This is a genomic window from Streptomyces sp. NPDC001851, from assembly GCF_040297165.1.
GTDB lineage: Bacteria > Actinomycetota > Actinomycetes > Streptomycetales > Streptomycetaceae > Streptomyces.
On sequence record NZ_JBEOYR010000029.1, the window covers coordinates 1 to 19,801 of the forward strand.

The following is a 19,801-nucleotide window of genomic DNA, read 5'->3' on the forward strand; positions in this document are numbered from 1 at the left end:
CGCGCAGGGCGTAACGGTGTTCATCGAGCTGGGTCCGGACGGTGTGTTGACCGGTCCGGGTTCGCAGGTGGCCGGCGATGCGCTGTTCGTCCCGGCGCTGCGCAGCGGCAGGCCGGAGGAGCAGGCGCTGCTCGCGGCGCTGGGCCGTGCCTGGACGCATGGTGTCGAGGTGGACTGGAAGGCGGTGTTCACCGGTACCGGCGCCCAGCGCCTCGACCTGCCCACGTACGCCTTCCAACGCCACCGCTACTGGCTGGAGGACGGTCCCGGCGCAGGCCGCGGCGACCTGAGTGCCGTAGGCCTGAATGCTGCCGACCACCCCTTGCTCGGCGCGAAGTTGGAGGTCGCAGGCGAAGGGAACCTTCTCTGGACCGCTCGCCTCTCGCAGCAGGCGCAGCCCTGGCTGATGCACCACCGTGTCGGTGAGGTCGCGGTGCTTCCGACGGCGGCCCTGGTCGATCTGCTGACCCACGTCGGTGAGCAGGTACAGGCGCCGGTGATCGGGGAACTGACCGTGTCCGCGCCGATCGTCGTACCCGCCGCCGGAGGCACCGTCGTCCAGCTCGCCCTGGCGGCGCCGGACGCCGAGGGACGCCGTTCGCTGCGCGTCCACGCACACGCACACGCCGACGCCTCCGCCACCGGCCAGGACGGCTGGCGTGAGCACGCCGTCGGAACGCTGGCCCCCTGGGACGAGACCACCGCACAGCCGGAGGCCGACCTCACCTCCTGGCCCCCGGAGGGTGCCGTCGAGGTGGCCGGGCCGACGGCCGACGGCGCAGGGGCGGTCTGGGAGGCCCAGGGACGGCTGTACGCGGAGGTGCACCTCCCGGCGGGCACGGAGGACGACGCGGACGCCGATCGGTACGGGGTACACCCCACCGTGCTGGACACGGCTCTGCGACTCGCCGGTCGCCTCGACACCGTCACCTCCGCCGAACAACTCCTCGCCCACTCGTTCCGCGGTGTGCGCGCCCACACGACCGGCGCCCGGTCCCTGCGCGTGTGTCTGACACCCGCGGGCACGGACACCGTGGAGGTCAGCGCCGCCGACGACGACGGGGCGGCCGTACTGGCCGTCGAGGCGGTGACGCTGCGCCCGCTCGCGGCCGGTGAGCTGCCCGTCGCCGCGGCCCCCGTCGGACGGGACTCGCTGTTCGAGGTGGAGTGGGTTCCGGCGCCGGGCCGCCCGCTGGACGCTCCGGTGGAATGGAGCCCGTACGAGGCCGTGGCCGGTCCGCCGGGCGGCCGGGCGCTGCCGCCGGTCGTCGTCTACGAGCCGGGCAGCGGTGATCCACGGCACCCGCTGCCCGAGCGGGTGCACGCCGTCACGCAACGCCTGCTGGAGGTGGTCCAGGACTGGCTGGCCGACCCCCGCACGGTGGACTCCCGGCTCGTCGTGGTGACCCGGTCGGAGCCGGCCGGGACGGACACCGAACTGGTGGCCGAGCCCGTGCGCGGACTCATGCGTTCCGCCCAGTCGGAGAACCCGGGCCGGTTCGCCCTGCTCGAAGCCGAGGCGACGACGGCGGGGACGGGGACGGCGACGACGACGGCGACGGGGACGGGCACCGCGCCCATCGACACCGAGACGCTCCGCGTGGGCCTCGCCGCCTCCGACGAGCCGTGGGTCGCGGTCCGTGCCGGCCGCGCGTACGTCGCCCGTCTCAAGCCCTTCGAACTCACCGCCCAGGCATCCACCGCGCCCGCAACGACCGGCTCTCTCTCCGACGGCGTGGTCCTCGTCACCGGCGCGACCGGCGGCCTGGGCCGGCTGGTGGTCCGCCACCTCGCCGAAGCCCACGGCGTCCGGGAACTGGTGCTGGTCTCCCGCTCCGGGCGCGACGCGCGCTGGACGGACTGGCTCGGTGAACTGGCCGCGCTCGGCCTGAACGTGCGGATGGTGGCCGCCGACGCCGCCGACCGCGCGGCCATGGCCGAGCTGGTGGGCTCGATCGGCGACCGGCTGACCGCGGTCGTGCACACGGCCGGCGTCGTCGCGGACGGCCTCCTGAGCACGCTCACCCCGGACGACCTGCACGCCGTACTGCGTCCGAAGGTCGACGCGGCCTGGCACCTGCACGAGCTGACCGCCGATCTGCCGCTCCGCGCCTTTGTGCTCTTCTCCTCGGCGGCGTCCCCCTTCGGTGGCGCCGGACAGGGCAACTACGTCGCCGCCAACGCCTTCCTCGACGCCCTGGCCGCCCATCGGCACGCCCGCGGCCTGCCCGCCGTCTCCCTGGCCTGGGGCCTGTGGGGGCCGGAACTCGGCGGCATGGGCGGTGACCTCGGCGAGGTCGACCTGGCCCGGATCGCCCGCGAGGGCATCCTGCCGCTCTCCGCCGAGCAGGGCCTCGCGCTGTTCGACGCGGCCCTGACCGCCGGACGGCCCGCGCTGGTGCCCGTACGACTGGACCGCGCGGCCCTGCGCGCGAGCAGCCACCTCCCGGCCGTACTGCGCGCGCTGGCGCCGCGCGCCACCCGCCGCGCCGTCACGCGACAGCACGCGGCGACCGCCCAGGACGGCACGGCGCTGCCCCGGCGGCTGGCCGGCGTCGCCCCGGCCGACCGGCACAAGGCGCTGCTCGACCTGGTGCGCGAGAGCGCCGCCCAGGTGCTCGGCCACGCCTCCGCCGACGTCATAGGCGCCGGGCGCCCCTTCAAGGAGACCGGCTTCGACTCGTTGACCGGCGTCGAACTGCGCAACCGGATCGCCGCCGAGACCGGCCTGGCCCTCCCGGCCACCCTGGTCTTCGACTACGCCACGCCCACCGCGCTCGCCCAGCACCTGCTGGCCGAACTCCTCGGTACGACGGACCAGGCCCCCGAGGCGGCCCCGGCTCCCGCCGCCCCCGCGGCCGACGGCGACCCCATCGCCGTCGTCGGCATGGGCTGCCGCTTCCCCGGGGGCGCGGACTCCCCCGAGGGACTGTGGCGGCTGCTGGCCTCCGGCGGCGATGCGATCGTGGAGTTCCCGGCGGACCGCGGCTGGGACATCGACAGCCTCTACGACCCGGACCCGGACCACATCGGCACGACCTACGTGCGCACCGGCTCCTTCCTGGAGACCGCCGCCGACTTCGACCCCACCTTCTTCGGCATCGCCCCCCGTGAAGCCGTCGCCATGGATCCGCAGCAGCGGCTGCTGCTGGAGACGGCTTGGGAGGCCATCGAACGCGCGGGCATCGACCCCACCAGCCTGCGCGGCAGCAGGACCGGCGTCTTTGCGGGCACCAACGGCCAGGACTACAGCACGCTGATGCAGCGTTCGCCCAAGGAGTCCGAGGGCTACCTGGCCACGGGCATCGCGGCCAGCGTCGTCTCCGGCCGGCTGTCCTACACCCTCGGCCTCGAAGGCCCCGCTCTGTCCGTGGACACGGCGTGCTCGTCGTCGCTGGTCGCCCTGCACCTGGCGGTGCAGGCGCTGCGGACGGGAGAGTGCACCCTGGCCCTGGCCGGCGGCGTGAGCATCATGACGAGCCCCGGCCTCCTGGTGGAGTTCAGCCGGCAGCGGGGGCTGTCCGCGGACGGCCGCTGCCGGTCCTTCTCCGACGACGCGGACGGCACCGGCTGGGGTGAGGGCGCGGGCATGCTGGTCCTGGAGCGGCTGTCGGACGCGCGGCGCAACGGCCACCCCGTGCTGGCGGTCGTGCGCGGTTCGGCCGTGAACCAGGACGGTGCCAGCAACGGCCTCACCGCCCCCAACGGGCCCTCCCAGCAGCGGGTCATCCGCGCCGCCCTCGCCAACGCGCGGATCTCCCCGGCCGACGTCGACGCCGTCGAGGCCCACGGCACCGGCACGACCCTCGGCGACCCGATCGAGGCACAAGCGCTGATCGCGACGTACGGCCAGAACCGGGAACGGCCGCTGTGGCTCGGGTCCGTCAAGTCCAACATCGGGCACACCCAGGCTGCCGCGGGTGTCGCGGGTGTGATCAAGATGATCGAGGCGATGCGGCACGGTGTGCTGCCGCGGACGCTGCACGTGGGTGAGCCGTCGTCGAAGGTGGACTGGTCGGCGGGTTCGGTCGAACTGCTCACCGAGGCGCGCGAGTGGCCGCAGATGGCTGACCGGCCGCGTCGGGCGGGTGTCTCGTCCTTCGGCGTCAGTGGGACCAACGCGCACGTTGTCCTGGAGCAGGCGCCGGAGGCCGAGTCGCCTGCCGTGGTGGAGCCCGTGGCGGTGCCGTGGATCCTGTCCGCGCGCAGCGCCGGTGCCCTGCGGGAGCAGGCGGCGAAGCTGCTCGCGCACCTCGCGGAGGAGCCGGAGTTCTCACCCGTGAGCGTGGGCTTCACGCTGGCCAGCCGGGCGCGGTTCGAGCACCGGGCGGTCGTGGTCGGCCGTGACCGAGACGAACTCCTCGCTGGGCTGGGTGAGGTGGATGCCGGGTCTGGTTCTGGTGGCGGGGTGGTGTTCGTCTTCCCGGGTCAGGGTGCGCAGTGGGCCGGGATGGGTGTGGAACTCCTCGACTCCGCCCCGGTGTTCGCCGACCGTTTCGCCGAGTGCGCCGAGGCTCTGGCCGAGTTCGTGGACTGGGACGCGGAGGCGGTTCTTCGCGGTGCTGTGGGTGCTCCGTCGTTGGAGCGCGTGGATGTGGTGCAGCCGCTGTCCTGGGCCGTGATGGTGTCGCTGGCCGCGCTGTGGCGCTCCTACGGTGTCCAGCCGGCCGCCGTGATCGGTCACTCGCAGGGCGAGATCGCTGCCGCCTGCGTGGCCGGGGCGCTGACGCTCAAGGACGGCGCCCGGGTGGTCGCGCTGCGCTCGCAGGCGATCGCGGCGAGCCTGGCCGGTGACGGCGGCATGGTGTCCGTCGCGCTGAGCGCGGAGCAGGTCGCGGAGCGGATCGCCGGCTGGGACGGCCGTATCGAGATCGCCGCTCTGAACGGGCCCACCTCGGTGGTGGTGGCGGGTGAGCCGCAGGCTCTGGACGAGCTGATCGTCGCCTGCGAGGCCGACGAGGTCCGAGCGCGTCGTATCCCGGTGGACTACGCCTCCCACACCAGCCACGTGGAACGCATCGAGGACGACCTCGCCAAGGCCCTGGCCGAGGTCCGTCCGCAGACCTCTGCGGTGCCGTTCTTCTCCACGGTGGAGGCCGACTGGCTGGACACGCAGGCCCTGGACGCGGGCTACTGGTACCGCAACCTGCGCCGCACGGTCCGCTTCGAGGACGCCGTACGCGCCCTCGCCGGTCAGGACCACACCGCGTTCGTGGAGGTGTCGGCGCACCCGGTGCTGGCCATGGGTATTCAGGACACCGCCGAGGAGGCGGTCGTCACCGGCACCCTGCGCCGCGACGACGGCGGCCCGGACCGCTTCCTGACCTCTCTCGGCGAGCTGTGGGTCCAGGGCATCGACGTCGACTGGGCCCAGGCCTTCACCGGCACCGGCGCCCGCCACGTCGACCTGCCCACCTACGCCTTCCAGCACCGCCGCTACTGGCTGACCGTCGACCCCTCGACCGCGGGTGATGTCGGAGCCGTCGGGCTGCTTCCGGCCGGGCATCCGCTGCTCGGGGCGGCCGTCGAACTGCCGGAGGCGGAGGGGGTCGTGCTGACCGGGCGTCTTTCGGCGCAGGCCCACTCCTGGCTCGCGGGTGAGGGCGAGAGCGTGCTGCTGCCCGCGACGGCGTACGTGGAACTGGCCGTTCACGCAGGTGACCAGGTCGGCTGTGACACGGTGGCGGAGCTGACGGTCCGGGAGCCGCTGGTGCTGTCCGCACGGCGCGCCGTGCAGGTGCGGGTGCGGGTCACCGACGCCGACGCGGAGGGGCGGCGTGTCTTCGGCGTCCACTCGCGCGCCGAGGATGCCCTTCCGGGCACGGCGTGGGCCTGCCACGCCACCGGGCTGCTGGTGCGGGCCGGTGCGCCGGTGTCGCGGTGGGAGCCTGCGGTCTGGCCTCCGGCGGGGGCGGCCCGGGTGGAGACGGACCGGGTGGACGCCCTGTGGCGGGGTGCCGACGGCGAGGTGTTCGCCGAGGTGAGCCTGCCCGAGGGGCAGCGGGCGGAGGCGGCCCGCTACGGCCTGCATCCGGCACTGCTCGACGCGGCCCTGGAGGCCGCGCGGTTCGCGGTGGACGGCGGCGCGGACACGGACCGGCCGCTGGTGCCCACGGACTGGCGGGACGTCGTCCTGCACGCGGTGGGGGCGGAGCGGCTGCGGGTGCGGATCGACGCCGGGCGGCCGGAGGGCGTGTCCGTCGAGCTGGCCGACCCGAGCGGCGCGTCGGTCGCGGCGGTGCGGCTGGTGACGCTGACAGCCCTGGATCCGGCGGAGTTCGACCGGACGAACGAGCCGGGCGGTTCCGCTCCGGTGCGTACCGTGGTCCGGCGTCCCCTTCCCGCGCGTCGCACCGCGGTGTCCGCCGGCGAGGCGGGCGAGCAGGGGCTCGCGGTACGGCTGGCCGGGCTGGCGGAGGCCGAGCAGCTGCGGGTGCTCACCGCATTGGTGCACGCCGAGGCGGCCGCGGTCCTCGGGCTGCCCGGGCCGGACGCGGTGGAGGCGCAGCGCGGCTTCTTCGAGCTGGGCTTCAACTCGCTGATGGCGATGGAGCTGCGCAACCGGCTCAACGCGGCGACCGGGCTGCGGCTGCCGGCGTCGCTCCTGTTCGAGCACACCCGGCCGGCCGCCGTGGCCGCCCACCTGCGCGGGGAGCTGACGCGTGCGTCGGCCGCGGGCGGGCGGGCGCCGGGCGGGATCGAGGCCATGTTCCGGCAGTCGTTCGCCGAGGGGCGGCATGTCGCGGGCAACGAGCTGATCATGGCGGCTTCCCGGTTGCGGGACGCCTTCGACGTCGCGTCGGCCGCGGGCCACGCGCCGGAGCCGGTGCCGCTGGCCACCGGCGGGGAACGGCCCCGGCTGTTCTGCCTGCCGGCCGTGGTGGCGACCGCCGGGCCCCAGCAGTACGCCCGCTTCGCCGAGCGCTTCCGCGGCCGCCGGGACGTGACGGTGCTGCCCCAGCCCGGCTACCTGCCCGGCGAGCGGATTCCCGCCGACATGGCGGCGCTGGCCGAACTGCACGCGCAGACGCTGCGCCGCATCGCCGGTCAGGAGCCGTTCGTGCTGGTGGGGCACTCCGCGGGCGGGCAGATCGCGCACGCCGTGACCGCGCACCTGGAGACCCTCGGCACCCAGCCCGCGGCCCTGGTGCTGCTGGACGTGCCGTGGCCCGAGGACGACGCGGAGAACGCGGAGGTCGGCGCGGCGATGCTCGGCGTGGCCTTCGACCGGGAGCGGAAGCTGGGCGGCGGCATCATGAACGACGTCCGGCTGACCGCCATGGGCGGCTACCACCGCCTCCTGGGCGACTGGCGCCCCGAGCCCGTCAAGACCCCGACGCTGCTGGTGCGCGCCACCGAACCGATGCCGTCGGCGTCCGGAGCGGCGGAGGACGACCCGGTGATGCTGCGCGTCGACTGGAAGCTCGGCCACACCGCGCGGGACGTGCCCGGAAACCACTTCAGCATCGTCGAGGAGCACGCCGGGGACACCGCCGGCGTGGTCGAGGAATGGCTCAACGACATCACCGCGAACGGCGCGGCGGGCTGAGCGCCCGTCGAGTGTCCGTAGCAAGCGAAGCGAACGCCCAACGAAAGTCAGGACTTGTGACCAAGCACATCGCCGTTCTCGGAGCCCCGTACCACGGGCATGTGAACCACACCCTGCCCGTCGTCGCCGGTCTCGTCGGCCGCGGACACCGGGTCACCTACGTCACCACCGAGCATTTCGCGCCCTCCGTGTCGGCGGCCGGCGCCCACGTGGTGACGTACGAGTCGGTCTGGCCGGCCGACCGCAGCGTGCCGCCGGAGATGTCGGCGGACGAGATGGCGGAGGGTCCGCTCAAGATGCTCGGGGAGAACGTGGCGGTCACGGCCGCCGCCGAGCGGGCACTGGCCGCGGACCGGCCGGACGTGGTGGTCTACGACACCCTCATGAACTTCTCCGGCCGGGTGCTGGCCGAGAAGTGGGAGAGGCCGGCCGCACAGCTGGTTCCGATGCTCGCCTCCAACGAGCACTTCTCGGTGCTCGCGGCGCTGGCGCAGGAATTCCCCGCGATGGATCCGCAGCATCCGGCGCTGCTCGAATTCGGCATGAAACTGGCCGAGTTCTACACCGGTCACGGTCTGCCCGTTCCCGGCCCCGGCGACATCCTGGGTGCGCCGGAGGAGCTCAACGTGGTGTTCGTGGCCAAGGAGTTCCAGCCCGCCGCGGACACCTTCGACGAGCGGTACGTCTTCGTGGGCCCCGCGGCGACCGCGGACGGCGAGGCAGCCTCGTGGCAGCCGCCGCAGGGTGACAAGCCCGTGCTGCTCATCGCCCTCGGGACGCTGTTCAACGAGCGGCCCGACTTCTACCGGGCCTGCCTGAAGGCCTTCGCCGACCTGCCGTTCCACGTGGTGATGGCGGTCGGCGAGCATGTCGACCCCGCCGGCCTCGGCGCCGTACCGGACAGCTGGGAGGTGCACCGGCAGGTGCCGCAGCGTGCGGTGCTGGAGCACGCCGCGGTCTTCGTCACGCACGCGGGCATCCGCTCCACGATGGAGTCGCTCGCGGCCGGCGTCCCGCTGGTGGCCGTGCCGCAGTCGGTGGAGCTGGACTTCACCGCGCGGCGCATCGCCGAGCTGGGCCTCGGTGTGCGCGTAGCCCGCCAGGAGGCCTCGCCCGAAGCGCTGCGCGAGGCGGTGCTGAAGGCGGCCGAGGACGCGGGGATCCGGCAGCGGGTGACCGCCATGGCCGGGCTCGCCCGCGCCGGCGGCGGCGCGACCGCGGCGGCGGACGCGATCGAGGCGTATGCGGAGCGGGCCTGAGATGGCGGCGGGACACTGGGCCGGCCGCACGGTCCTGGTCACCGGGGGACTGGGCTTCATCGGCTCCCACTTCGTGGAGGAGCTGCTGGGCCTGGGCGCGCGGGTGCTGTGCCTGTACCGCCGGGACCACCCGGAGGTACGGGCCGAGCTGCCCGTCAACGAGGCGCTGACGACCCTGCAGGTCGACGTCCTGGACGAGCGGGCGCTGCGGGCCGCCGCGGACACGGTCCCGGGGCTCGACATGGTCGTCAACTGCGCGACCCTCGACGGGAACATGCAGTTCCTGCTCCAGGAGACGGGCCGGATGCTGGACGAGAACATGCGCATCGTCTCCAACGTGCTCAACCTCGCCCGTGACCGGGCCGTGCCCGACGTGGTGCTGATCAGCTCGGCCGAGATCTACGCGTACGACGGGACGAGGCCCGCGCGCGAGGAGGACGACCACCGGCGGCACATGGAGTTCTCACCGAACGGCTACCGGATGTCGAAGATGTTCACCGAGGTGCTCGCGGACCTGTACCGCACGCAGTTCGGCATGAACATCTACACGCCGCGCCCCACCAACGTGTACGGGCCGCGCGACGACTTCGCCACGACGACGAACCACGTCATCCCCAACATGCTGATGCGGCTCGCCGCCGGACAGGACGTCGAGGTCTGGGGCGACGGAAGCCAGCTGCGGACCTTCATCCACGTGCACGACCTGGTACGCGCGGTGCTGTGCATGGTGCGGTCCGGGGAGTATCCGGCGCTCAACATCGGGACGCCGGAGCCGGTCTCCATCCGGGATCTGGCGTTCCTCGTCGCTCAGGCCGCCGGTCAGGACGAGGACCGGATCCGGTTCGCCCCCGACAAGCCCGTGGGGACGGCCCGCCGGGCGCTCGATCTCGAGAGATTCCACAAGGTCGTCGATTTCACGCCGCGCCCGCTGAAGGACGGCCTGCGGGACACCGCGCGGTGGTACCGGAAAAACGTGCTGGAGGTCCAGTGAAGGTTTCATTGCAGACGTTCGGAACCCGCGGTGACGTTCATCCCTTCCTGGCGCTGGGCATCGGCCTGCGCCGGCGCGGACACGAGGTCAGCGTCGCCACGTCGACCGACTTCAAGGCGATGGTCGAGCTGGCAGGCCTGGAGTTCCGCGAGATACCCGGAAAGGCGGCCGACCACTTCTCGGACCCCGACGTCATCCGGTCGATCCGCAAGAGCGCCTCGTCGCTGCGCACCGCGCTGGTCATGAAGCGGCCCACCACGGAGGAGTTCGCCCACTCCGTGGAGCGGATGCAGGAGGCCGCCGAGGGCGCCGACTTCGTGCTCACCTCGATGATCTGCCGCGGTTACGGGTTCGCGGGCGCCACCGCGCCCTGGGGCACCGTCAACTGGTGGCCGATGACCCCGACCCGGGAGTTCCGCGCGTACAAGACTCCCGACCTGCCGCTCGGGGCCGCCTACACGCGGTTCACGCACGCCATGTCGGCCCAGCTGGAGTGGGCCGTGCACCGCCCGGCCGTCAACAAGGTCCGCACCCGTCAGGGTCTGCCGCCGCTGAAGAAGTCGCCGATGGGCACGCTCGGCGTCGAGCACCCCGTCCTCTACCCCTACAGCCCCGCCTTCCTGCCGCCCCCGGCCGACTGGCCGGCCCGCGCCCACGTCACGGGCTACTGGGTCTGGGAACGCCCCGAGCAGGAGCCGCCGGCGCGGCTGGCGGACTTCCTCGACAGCGGCTCCCGGCCGCTGGTGCTCGCCCTGGGCAGCGCCTGGCCGGTGTACGGCGAGCAGACCTTCCACGCCGTGCGGGACGCGGTACGCCATGCCGGGCGGCGCCTGGTCGTGGTGGGCGGACCCGAGGGCACCGCCTCCGACGACGTGTTCCGGGTCCAGGAAGTGGACTACGGCTGGCTCTTCCCGAAGGCGGCCGCGGTGATCCACGGGGCGGCCTTCGGCACCACCGCGGACACGCTGCGCGCCGGCGTGCCGCACGTGACCGTGCCGTGCTGGGCCGACGGCCCGTACTGGGCGGCCCGGCTGGCCGGGATCGGCGTCGCGCCGGCCCCGGTGCCGTTCCAGCGGATGACCGCCGAGCGGCTGCGGCAGGCGGTGGCGGCCGTCCTGGACGACCCCCGGCCCGCCGAGCGGGCCACCCTCATCGGCGAGCGCGTGCGCGCCGAGCGGGGCGTGGACACGGCCTGCGACGTCATCGAGACCGCGGTGGCCGCGGCCGTCTGACCCTCACCCCCACCACCCCCCACTTCTCAAGGCTTGGAGAGCAACACCCCTCATGACCACGTATGTTTGGGACTACCTTTCGGAATACCAGGACGAGCGCGCCGACATCCTCGACGCCGTGGAGAAGGTCTTCTCCTCGGGACGCCTGGTGCTCGGCGAGAGCGTCGGCGGGTTCGAGGCCGAGTTCGCCGCCTATCACGGCGTGCGTCACTGCACGGGCGTCGACAACGGCACCAACGCCGTCAAGCTCGCCCTCGAAGCGCTCGGCGTCGGGCCCGGCGACGAGGTGATCACCGTGTCCAACACGGCCGCCCCCACCGTCGTGGCCATCGCCGGCGCCGGCGCCACGCCCGTCTTCGTGGACGTCCGCGCCGAGGACTTCCTGATGGACACCGACCAGGTCGCCGCCGCGATCACCCCGCGCACCAAGGCCCTGCTGCCGGTGCACCTGTACGGGCAGTGCGTGGAGATGGAGCCCCTGCGGGCCCTCGCCGCGGAGCACGGCCTCGCCCTGGTCGAGGACTGCGCGCAGGCCCATGGCGCCCGCCATCACGGCCGGCTCGCCGGCACGATGGGCGACGCCGCCGCGTTCAGCTTCTACCCGACCAAGGTGCTGGGCGCCTACGGAGACGGCGGCGCGGTCCTCACCGACGCCGCCGACACCGACGCCGCGCTGCGCCGGCTGCGCTACTACGGCATGGAGAAGGTCTACTACGTCGTCCAGACCCCCGGCCACAACAGCCGCCTGGACGAGGTGCAGGCCGAGATCCTGCGCCGCAAGCTGACCCGCCTCGACGCCTACATCGCCGGCCGCCGTGCGGTGGCCCGCCGCTACGAGGAGGGCCTGGCCGACCTCACCGGCCCCGGCGGCCTGCTGCTGCCCGGCACCAACCCCGGAAACGAACACGTGTACTACGTGTACGTGGTCCGCCACCCGCAGCGCGACCTGATCATCGAGCGCCTGAAGACCGAGTACGACATCTCCCTCAACATCAGCTACCCGTGGCCGGTGCACACCATGACCGGCTTCGAGCACCTCGGCTACCGCAAGGGCGCCCTGCCGGTCACCGAGGCGCTGGCCGACGAGATCTTCTCGCTGCCGATGTACCCCTCCCTGCCCGTGGACCTCCAGAACACCGTGATCGGTGCCCTGCGCGACGTCCTCAAGACGCTGTGAGCCCACGCCTCAAGAAGGAGTCCCCGGTGAAAGCACTCGTGTTGTCCGGCGGCATGGGGCTGCGGCTGCGGCCGTTCAGCCATTCGATGCCCAAACAGCTGATGCCGCTCGCCAACAAGCCCGTCCTGCTGCACGTCATCGAGCAACTGCGCGGCCTGGGCGTGACCGAGATCGGTGTCGTGGTCGGCGAGCGGTCGGAGAAGATCAGCCAGTACCTCGGCGACGGCACCGAGTTCGGCGTACGGCTGACGTACATCCCGCAGGACGCCCCGCACGGTCTCGCGCACTGCGTCGCCATCTCCCGCGAGTTCCTCGGCGACGACGACTTCGTCATGTACCTCGGGGACAATCTGCTCCCCGAGGGCGTGGACGACATCGCCGCCGAGTTCCGCGCCCGGCGCCCCGCGGCCCAGCTCGTGGTGCACAAGGTGGCCGACCCCCGCGCCTTCGGTGTCGCCGAGGTCGACGCCGACGGGCGGGTGCTGCGACTGGTGGAGAAGCCCGAGCAGCCGGTCAGCGACCTGGCGGTGGTCGGCGTGTACTTCTTCACCGCGGCCATCCACGAGGCCGTGGCCGCCGTGGAGAGCAGCGCCCGCGGCGAGCTGGAGATCACCGACGCCATCCAGTGGCTGGTCACCCGGGGCGCGGAGGTACGGGCCAGCGCCTACCGCGGCTACTGGAAGGACGCCGGGCAGATCGATGACGTGCTGGCCTGCAACCGCGAACTCCTGGACCGGCTCAAGCCGTCCGTCGACGGCGAGGTCGACGCGCACAGCGAGCTGATCGGGGCTGTGGTGGTGGAGGAGGGCGCCCGGATCGTCCGCTCCCGGATCACCGGGCCGGCGGTCGTCGGCGCCGGCGCGGTCGTGGAGGGCAGCTCGATCGGCCCGCACACGTCCATCGGTGAGGGCTGCCGGCTGCTCGGCGTGCAGCTGAGCGACACCATCGTGCTGGAACGGGCCAGCATGCGCGGTGTCACGTCGGTGCGCGGCTCCATCATCGGCCGCGAGGCCAGCGTCAGCGCCGTCGACGCCGACGGCTCCCACCGGCTGATCGTCGGCGACCACGCGCGCGTGGAGGTGGCCGCATGAGGCTGCTCGTGACCGGCGGCGCCGGGTTCATCGGGTCCGCCTACGTCCGCACCCTCCTGGCGGGCGGCTACGCCGGCTACGAGGACGCGTCGGTGACCGTCCTGGACAAGCTGACCTACGCCGGGAACCGGGGCAATCTGCCCGAGCGGCACGACCGGCTGGAGTTCGTGCGGGGCGATGTCTGCGACACCGACCTGCTGCGGCAGCTGCTGCCCGGCCACGACGCGGTGGTGCACTTCGCCGCCGAGTCCCACGTGGACCGCTCCATAGCCGACCCCTCCGTGTTCGTGCGCACCAACGTCGTCGGCACCCAGACCCTGCTGGAGGCCTGTCTGCACACCGGTGTCGAACGGGTCGTGCACATCTCCACCGACGAGGTCTACGGCTCCATCGCGTCCGGCGCGTGGACGGAGGAATGGCCGCTGGCCCCCAACTCGCCGTACGCGGCGTCCAAGGCGGGCAGCGACCTGCTGGCCCGGTCCTACGCCCGCACCCACGGCCTCGATGTGTCCATCACCCGTTGCTCCAACAACTACGGCTCCCACCAGCACCCCGAGAAGCTGATCCCGCTGTTCGTCACCCGGCTGCTGCGCGGCGAGACCGTCCCGCTGTACGGCGACGGCTCCCACGTCCGCGAGTGGCTGCACGTGAGCGACCACTGCGCGGCCGTCCAGTCGGTCCTCACCCGGGGCCGGGCCGGTGAGGTCTACAACGTCGGCGGCGGCACCGAGCGCACCAACCGGCAGATCACCGACCTGCTGCTGCGGCTGTGCGGCGCCTCGCCCGGCCAGGTGCGGCACGTCACCGACCGCAAGGGCCACGACCTGCGCTACGCGCTGGACGACACCAAGATCCGTCAGGAGCTGGGCTACGCCCCGCGCGTGCCCTTCGAGGAGGGCCTGGCCGGCGTGGTCGACTGGTACCGCGCGAACCCGGACTGGTGGCAGGCGTCCGCCGCCGACCGCGGGGTGGCCGCATGACCGCCCCGGCGCGACCGGCGGTGCTGCTCCGGTGCGAGAACCCAGGCCTGCCCGCCCGGCTCGCGCGGTCGGCGTGGGAGCGGGACGGGACGATGCTGCCGACGGAACAGTTCGACGCCTGGCTGGAGGAGCGCCGGCAGGCCCATCCCTTCCGGGTGGAGCGGGTGCCCTTCGCCGAGGCGGACGGCTGGAGTTTCGATCAGGCCACCGGCAACCTCGCGCACCGCAGCGGGCGGTTCTTCACCGTCGAGGGACTGCGGGTGAGCACGGAGACCGGCCGGTGGCGCCAGCCCATCATCAGGCAGCCGGAGATCGGCATCCTCGGCATCCTCATGCGGGACTTCGACGGGGTGCCGCACTTCCTGATGCAGGCGAAGATGGAGCCCGGCAACCCGAACCTGCTCCAGCTGTCGCCGACCGTCCAGGCCACCCGCAGCAACTTCACCGGCGTGCACAAGGGCGCGCCCGTGCGCTACCTGGAGTACTTCGCCGGTCCGCGGCGCGGCCGGGTGGTGGTGGACGTCCTGCAGTCCGAGCACGGCACCTGGTTCTACCGCAAGCGCAACCGCAACATGGTGGTCGAGGTGGACGCCGACGCCGAGGTGCCCCTCACGGACGACTTCCGGTGGCTGACCCTGGGGCAGATCCACGAGCTGCTCGCCCGGGACAACGTGGTCAACATGGACGCGCGGACGGTGCTGTCCTGCCTGGCCCCGTTCGTGCGGCCGTCAGGGCCGGAGGACGAGGCGCTCACCCCGACCGCCGAGCTGCTGGGCTGGCTGACCGGACAGCGCGCCACCCGCGACATCGAGGTGAGCCGGGTTCCGCTGCGGGAGACGGAGGCCGAGGGCTGGCTGCGCGGGCCGGACGAGATCGCCCGCCCGGACGGCCGGTACTTCAGCGTGGTCGCGGTGTCCGTGCGGGCCGGCAGCCGTGAGGTGAGCAGCTGGCACCAGCCGCTGTTCGCTCCGCGCGGGCCGGGCGTGGTCGCCCTGGTCGTGCGGGAGTTCGGCGGCGTGCCGCACGTACTGCTGCGGGCCCGTGCCGAGCCCGGCTTCCACAGCGTGGTGGAGCTGGGCCCCACCGTGCAGTGCGTGCCCGGCAACTACGGCCCGGACGACCGGCCGCCGCTGCTGGACTGGGTCCTGTCGGCCGACCCGGCACTGGTGCGGTACGACACCGTGCACTCGGAGGAGGGCGGACGGTTCCTGGACGCGGTGGCCCGCTACACCATCGTGGAGGCCGATGCGACGCTGCCCGGTGAACTCCCGCCGGACTTCGCCTGGTTCAGTGTGCCGCAGCTGAGCGGTCTGCTGCGGCACGAGCACTATGTCAGCGTGCAGGCCCGCACCCTGCTGGCCTGCCTGAACGCGCTGCCCCGGATCCAGGCGCCGCCCCGCCCGTCGCCCCCGCACCGGCGTCCGCCGCAGTCGCTGCGCTTGCAGTGGGCGTCGTAGCGGGGGGTGGTCGTCGCATGCCGGGGCGTTCGTCAGTCGTCAGGGAGACCGTCGTGGAGACCGTCGTGGAGTGCTTCCTGCCCCTCGGGGACCAGGGTGTCGCTGTCGCGCTCGGTGTACCGCTCACCCGTGCTGGGGCAGCGGAAGCGGCCCTCCCCTTCGTCCTCCAGGGGCACCCCGGCCCGCCCGACCCACTTCACGCGGCGGGCCGGCACCCCCGCCACCAGGGCGAAGTCGGGGACGTCCCGGGTGACGACGGAGCCGGCGGCGACCATCGCCCAGCGTCCGACCGTCACCGGCGCCACGCACACCGCGCGGGCGCCGACCGAGGCGCCGTGCCGGAGGGTCACCCCCACCGGGGTCCAGTCCCGCGCCCCCTTCGGGGCACCGGCGGGGGTCACGGCACGGGGATGCGGGTCGTTGGTGAGCACGGCGGAGGGACCGATGAACACGCCCTCCTCCACCACGGCGGGCTCGTAGACGAGGGCGTGGTTCTGCACCTTGCAGTTGTCCCCGACCGTGACCCCGGGCCCGATGTACACGCCCCGCCCGATGGTGCAGTCGCGGCCCACGACCGCGTCCTCCCGTATATGAGCCGTGCCCCAGACGGACGTGCCGTCTCCCACGGTCGCCTTTTCGTCGACCTCGGCACCGGGCGCAATGCGAGCGTTCATCATTCCTCCGTCGGTGAAAAACCGTGCAGGTATATGGATACCGTACTGCCAAAATTCGGATGTGATGTACATCACGTGTACGAGGGGCAATGTTTCGCCAACCTGGCTTGACATGGTGATTGCCGCTGTAATTGGGTAGTGATCAGTAAAGACGGGGGCGTGAAGGGATTTCCGCGATGCAGGTAAACGGGGTATACATTGACTCGCTCGGCGTGCACCTCTCGGAATGGGTGTCCGTCGCAGACGCGGAGGGCCCGGGGGATTACGAGCGCGGCGAGTTCACCGCGGCCGGACTGACCGGCACGCACGTGGCCGGGGACACGCCGGCCGTCGACATGGCCGTCCTGGCCGCCCGCAGCGCCGTCGAGCGCTCCGCCGTGGACCTGTCGGCGATCGACTCCCACATTCACGGCAGCGTCTACTACCAGGTGCCCGAGGGTGCTTACGCCCCCGGATACATCCTGCGTGAACTGGGTGCCGGCCACATCCCCTCGCTGGACGTCCAGCAGGGCTGCGACGGTGTGCTGGGCGCGCTGGAGACGGCCGCCGGACAGATCACCGGCGTCGCCCGCCGGCAGAACGTCCTGCTGACCACGGCCACGAACTTCAGCTCCCCGCTCATCAACCGCTGGCGTGATTTCGGCACCTCGTCCCTTTACTCGGACGGTGCCCTGGCGGCCGTGGTCAACGGCCGCGGCGGATTCGCCGAGGTCCGGTCCATGAATTCCGGGACGCTGCACAGCCTGGAGCAGTGGCACCGCGGTCAGGAATCCCTGCTGCCGCCCGACGGAAACCCCCGGAAGTATTTCAACGTGGGGGAGCGGTCGCAGTATTTCGTGGACAACGTCATGGGCTTCGCCGAGCTTTTCGAGACGTTCACGAAATTCGACCTCGGTGTCATCAACGATTCCATCATCGACGCCGGAATGACCGCCGCGGACATTTCCAAGGTCATCACGATCAACGTGGACAAGCGGATGATCGAGCACGCCCTGCTGCGCCCGCTCGGCATTCCCGCGGACCGGCTGATCTGGGAGTACGGGGCCTCCGTCGGACACGCCGGCGGCGCCGACATCCTCATCTCCCTGGAGCACGCGGTGCGCACCGGCGAAGTCCAGGTCGGCGATCACGTCCTGGTGACCTCGCAGGGCCCCGGCTGGGTCTGCTCCTCCGCCGTCCTCACCATCCGGGAGCAGCCCACGTGGGCGAAGTAGACACCGGCAAGTGGATCCACCGGTACGAGCCGGCGCCTGACGCCCCCCGGCGGCTGGTGTGCTTCCCGCACGCCGGCGGCGCCGCCTCGTACTTCGTACCGGTGGCCCGGGCCATGGCGGGTGACACCGACGTCCTCGCCGTGCAGTACCCCGGGCGCCAGGAACGCCGGGCCGAACCCTGCCTCGACTCCATCGACGCGCTCGCCCGCGCAGCCGTGGACGCGCTCTCGCCCTGGCTCGACCGGCCCGTCACCCTCTTCGGGCACAGCATGGGCGCCATGGTCGCCTTCGAGGCGGCCCGCCTGCTGGAAGCCGACGGCAGGGCACCCCAGGGACTCGTCGTCTCCGGCCGCCGGGCACCGACCTGCGTCCGGCCCGCCCGCGACCTGGTGCACCTGCAGGACGACGAGGGGCTGATGGCCGAGATCCGGCGGCTGGACGGCACCGACGAACGGATCCTGGCCGACGAGGAACTGCTGCGCATGATCCTGCCCGTCATCCGCAGCGACTACCGGGCCGTGGAGGGCTACCGCTACCGCCCCGGCCCGCCTCTGAGCTGCCCGGTCCTCGCCCTCATCGGCGACACCGACCCCCAGGTCACCCGGGAAGAGGCGCGGTCCTGGGCCGAGCACACCACCGGACCGTTCGACATGACCGTGTTCCCCGGCGGCCACTTCTACCTCAACTCCCAGGCGGACGCGGTGATCCGGGCCCTCGCGGAGCACATGCCGGCCGCAGGCCCCAGGGCGGCGTACTGAGCGGCCCCGCCGCCGTACCGCGAACACACGACGGAAGGTCAACCCAGAAGTGAATCCCGACCGGGACAGCATCGCCGAGGCCGTCAAGCGCGTGATCATCGCCGAGAGCGGGCCCGGCCTGCAGCCGTCCGCGCTGACGGAGGACGAGCCGCTCGGCGGCGAGCTGCTGCGGATCTCCTCCATGCGCCTGCTGGGCATCCTCACCCGGCTGGAGGACGAGCTGGACACCCCCCTGCCCGACGACCTGTTCGCCGGCCGCTCCTACGACACCGTCCGCGACCTCGTGGACCTGGCCGTCGAAGGCGCCGAAGGGAGCCCGGCCCGGTGACCGCCTTCCCCGCCCACGCCCAGCACCTGGACTGCCTCCAGGCCAACCTCGCCCTGCTCGCCGACCGGCACCACGGCGCGGGCACGCACACCCGCCTGGGCGCCGTACTGCGCCACGCGCCGCGCCCGCTGGCCGACGGGCCCCTGGCCGGCGTGCTCACCGTCGAGCCGACCCTCGACGAGCAGCTCGCCGCCGCCGCGGCCCTGATCGGCCTGCACGTCACCGACCGCCGCCGGCCCGGCCCGGGCGAGGTGCCGGACACCGCCGGCGGCCCGCTGTACGTCGTCGCCGACGCCTACCACCTGCCCTGGGTGCCCTACCACGGGACCAAACACGTGGAGCACAGCTTCCTCGTGGACGACGACGGCGGCGACACCCTCCTGATCAGCGACGCCTACCACAACGACACCCAGTGGGGCCGCGCCCGTCCCCTCCAGCTGCCCTACGCGCGCGAGGACTTCGCCGCCCTGCTGAAAGCGCTGCCGGACGGCGCAGAGACCCTGCGGTTCACCCCCCGCCCGCCCGGCGCACCCCCCGAGCCGGGCCACGTACCCGGCCCGCCGCCGCAGTACCTGCGCGGCTACGCCGAGCACCCCGACCGGCAGGCGGCACTGGAGGCCTTCACCCTGGAGACCTGGCTGCTCGCCCGCGCCCGTCGGCTGCACGCCGCCTACCTGGAGGAGCGGCGGGGGGCCGGGCTGCCGGAGCCGGTGCGGGAGCACCTCCAGCGCTGGGACGCCCTGGTCGAGCACGCCTACCTCGCCTTCCGGCGCGTGGACCGCGGCCGGGCCGAACCGCCGGGCCTGTTCGAGCGGGCCGCCGACGCACTCGCGCAGGACGCCGCGGTCTTCGGGGCCGGTGCGGCCGTGCGCGAGGTCGTCGCCTCCGTCCTCCGGGTCGACGAAACCGTCCTGTCCGACGGTGATTTGACGGCCCATCCGGAATTCAATTCGATCCGGATGGTCGAAGTCGTGGAGATCCTCGAAGAACGGTTCGCCGTGGAGTTCGACCCGGCCGACCTGGTGCCCGAGAACCTGCAGAGCGTCGCGGGCCTGTGTGCGCTGCTGAACCGCGCACTCGACCATGAATAG

Annotated in this window: 13 protein-coding genes; 12 read left to right on the forward strand and 1 reads right to left on the reverse strand. The window is 72.7% G+C overall.

Annotation, left to right across the window (positions count from 1 at the left end):
* The first annotated feature begins 16 nt into the window (after positions 1-16).
* From ABT171_RS33150 to ABT171_RS33185, 8 genes are read left to right on the forward strand one after another with little or no spacing between them, the layout of a single operon-like run.
* Entirely contained in the window at positions 17-7,549 is a 7,533-nt protein-coding gene (locus tag ABT171_RS33150) for an SDR family NAD(P)-dependent oxidoreductase (protein WP_351250092.1), read from the forward strand.
* 56 nt (positions 7,550-7,605) lie between these two features.
* The gene (locus ABT171_RS33155) at positions 7,606-8,808 is read left to right on the forward strand and encodes a macrolide family glycosyltransferase (RefSeq protein WP_351250093.1); all 1,203 of its coding nucleotides are present in this window, start codon (positions 7,606-7,608) and stop codon (positions 8,806-8,808) included.
* Between the two features lies 1 nt (position 8,809).
* Positions 8,810-9,799: an NAD-dependent epimerase/dehydratase family protein gene (locus tag ABT171_RS33160; RefSeq protein ID WP_351250094.1), complete on the forward strand. Its 990-nt coding sequence runs from the start codon at positions 8,810-8,812 to the stop codon at positions 9,797-9,799.
* An 8-nt stretch (positions 9,800-9,807) separates the two neighbouring features.
* Positions 9,808-11,031 (forward strand): glycosyltransferase, encoded by a 1,224-nt coding sequence (locus ABT171_RS33165; protein ID WP_351250095.1) that lies wholly within the window; start codon positions 9,808-9,810, stop codon positions 11,029-11,031.
* A gap of 52 nt (positions 11,032-11,083) precedes the next feature.
* Positions 11,084-12,208 carry a DegT/DnrJ/EryC1/StrS family aminotransferase gene (locus tag ABT171_RS33170; RefSeq protein ID WP_351250096.1) on the forward strand — a complete coding sequence of 375 codons (1,125 nt, stop codon included), beginning with the start codon at positions 11,084-11,086 and terminating at the stop codon, positions 12,206-12,208.
* Between the two features lie 26 nt (positions 12,209-12,234).
* Positions 12,235-13,299 (forward strand): glucose-1-phosphate thymidylyltransferase, encoded by a 1,065-nt coding sequence (locus ABT171_RS33175; protein WP_351250097.1) that lies wholly within the window; start codon positions 12,235-12,237, stop codon positions 13,297-13,299.
* Positions 13,296-14,279: a dTDP-glucose 4,6-dehydratase gene (rfbB, locus tag ABT171_RS33180; protein WP_351250098.1), complete on the forward strand. Its 984-nt coding sequence runs from the start codon at positions 13,296-13,298 to the stop codon at positions 14,277-14,279. Before ABT171_RS33175 ends, rfbB begins: the two co-directional genes overlap by 4 nt.
* Positions 14,276-15,736, forward strand: a complete 1,461-nt coding sequence (locus ABT171_RS33185; protein WP_351250099.1) for an NDP-hexose 2,3-dehydratase family protein — start codon at positions 14,276-14,278, stop codon at positions 15,734-15,736. The genes rfbB and ABT171_RS33185 overlap by 4 nt, the downstream gene beginning before the upstream one ends.
* A 32-nt stretch (positions 15,737-15,768) precedes the next feature.
* On the opposite strand, the gene ABT171_RS33190 is transcribed toward ABT171_RS33185, so the two are convergent.
* Positions 15,769-16,410 carry an acyltransferase gene (locus tag ABT171_RS33190; protein ID WP_351250100.1) on the reverse strand — a complete coding sequence of 214 codons (642 nt, stop codon included), beginning with the start codon at positions 16,408-16,410 and terminating at the stop codon, positions 15,769-15,771.
* 176 nt (positions 16,411-16,586) lie between these two features.
* Here ABT171_RS33190 and ABT171_RS33195 point away from each other — a divergent pair, with 176 nt between their 5' ends.
* From ABT171_RS33195 to ABT171_RS33210, 4 genes are read left to right on the forward strand one after another with little or no spacing between them, the layout of a single operon-like run.
* Positions 16,587-17,624 (forward strand): 3-oxoacyl-ACP synthase III family protein, encoded by a 1,038-nt coding sequence (locus ABT171_RS33195; protein ID WP_351250101.1) that lies wholly within the window; start codon positions 16,587-16,589, stop codon positions 17,622-17,624.
* Positions 17,612-18,382: a thioesterase II family protein gene (locus tag ABT171_RS33200; protein ID WP_351250102.1), complete on the forward strand. Its 771-nt coding sequence runs from the start codon at positions 17,612-17,614 to the stop codon at positions 18,380-18,382. Before ABT171_RS33195 ends, ABT171_RS33200 begins: the two co-directional genes overlap by 13 nt.
* Before the next feature lie 49 nt (positions 18,383-18,431).
* Complete coding sequence (locus tag ABT171_RS33205) at positions 18,432-18,710, forward strand: acyl carrier protein (RefSeq protein ID WP_351250103.1); 279 nt, start codon at positions 18,432-18,434, stop codon at positions 18,708-18,710.
* On the forward strand, positions 18,707-19,801 hold the full coding sequence (locus ABT171_RS33210; RefSeq protein WP_351250104.1) for an acyl carrier protein: 1,095 nt from the start codon (positions 18,707-18,709) through the stop codon (positions 19,799-19,801). The genes ABT171_RS33205 and ABT171_RS33210 overlap by 4 nt, the downstream gene beginning before the upstream one ends.

Excerpts from the sequence above, each read along its gene's own strand:
- ABT171_RS33190 (WP_351250100.1), bottom strand. The coding sequence starts at position 16,410 with ATGAACGCTCGCATTGCGCCCGGTGCCGAGGTCGACGAAAAGGCGACC.
- ABT171_RS33160 (WP_351250094.1), top strand. The coding sequence starts at position 8,810 with ATGGCGGCGGGACACTGGGCCGGCCGCACGGTCCTGGTCACCGGGGGA.
- ABT171_RS33185 (WP_351250099.1), top strand. The coding sequence starts at position 14,276 with ATGACCGCCCCGGCGCGACCGGCGGTGCTGCTCCGGTGCGAGAACCCA.
- ABT171_RS33170 (WP_351250096.1), top strand. The coding sequence starts at position 11,084 with ATGACCACGTATGTTTGGGACTACCTTTCGGAATACCAGGACGAGCGC.
- rfbB (WP_351250098.1), top strand. The coding sequence starts at position 13,296 with ATGAGGCTGCTCGTGACCGGCGGCGCCGGGTTCATCGGGTCCGCCTAC.
- ABT171_RS33195 (WP_351250101.1), top strand. The coding sequence starts at position 16,587 with ATGCAGGTAAACGGGGTATACATTGACTCGCTCGGCGTGCACCTCTCG.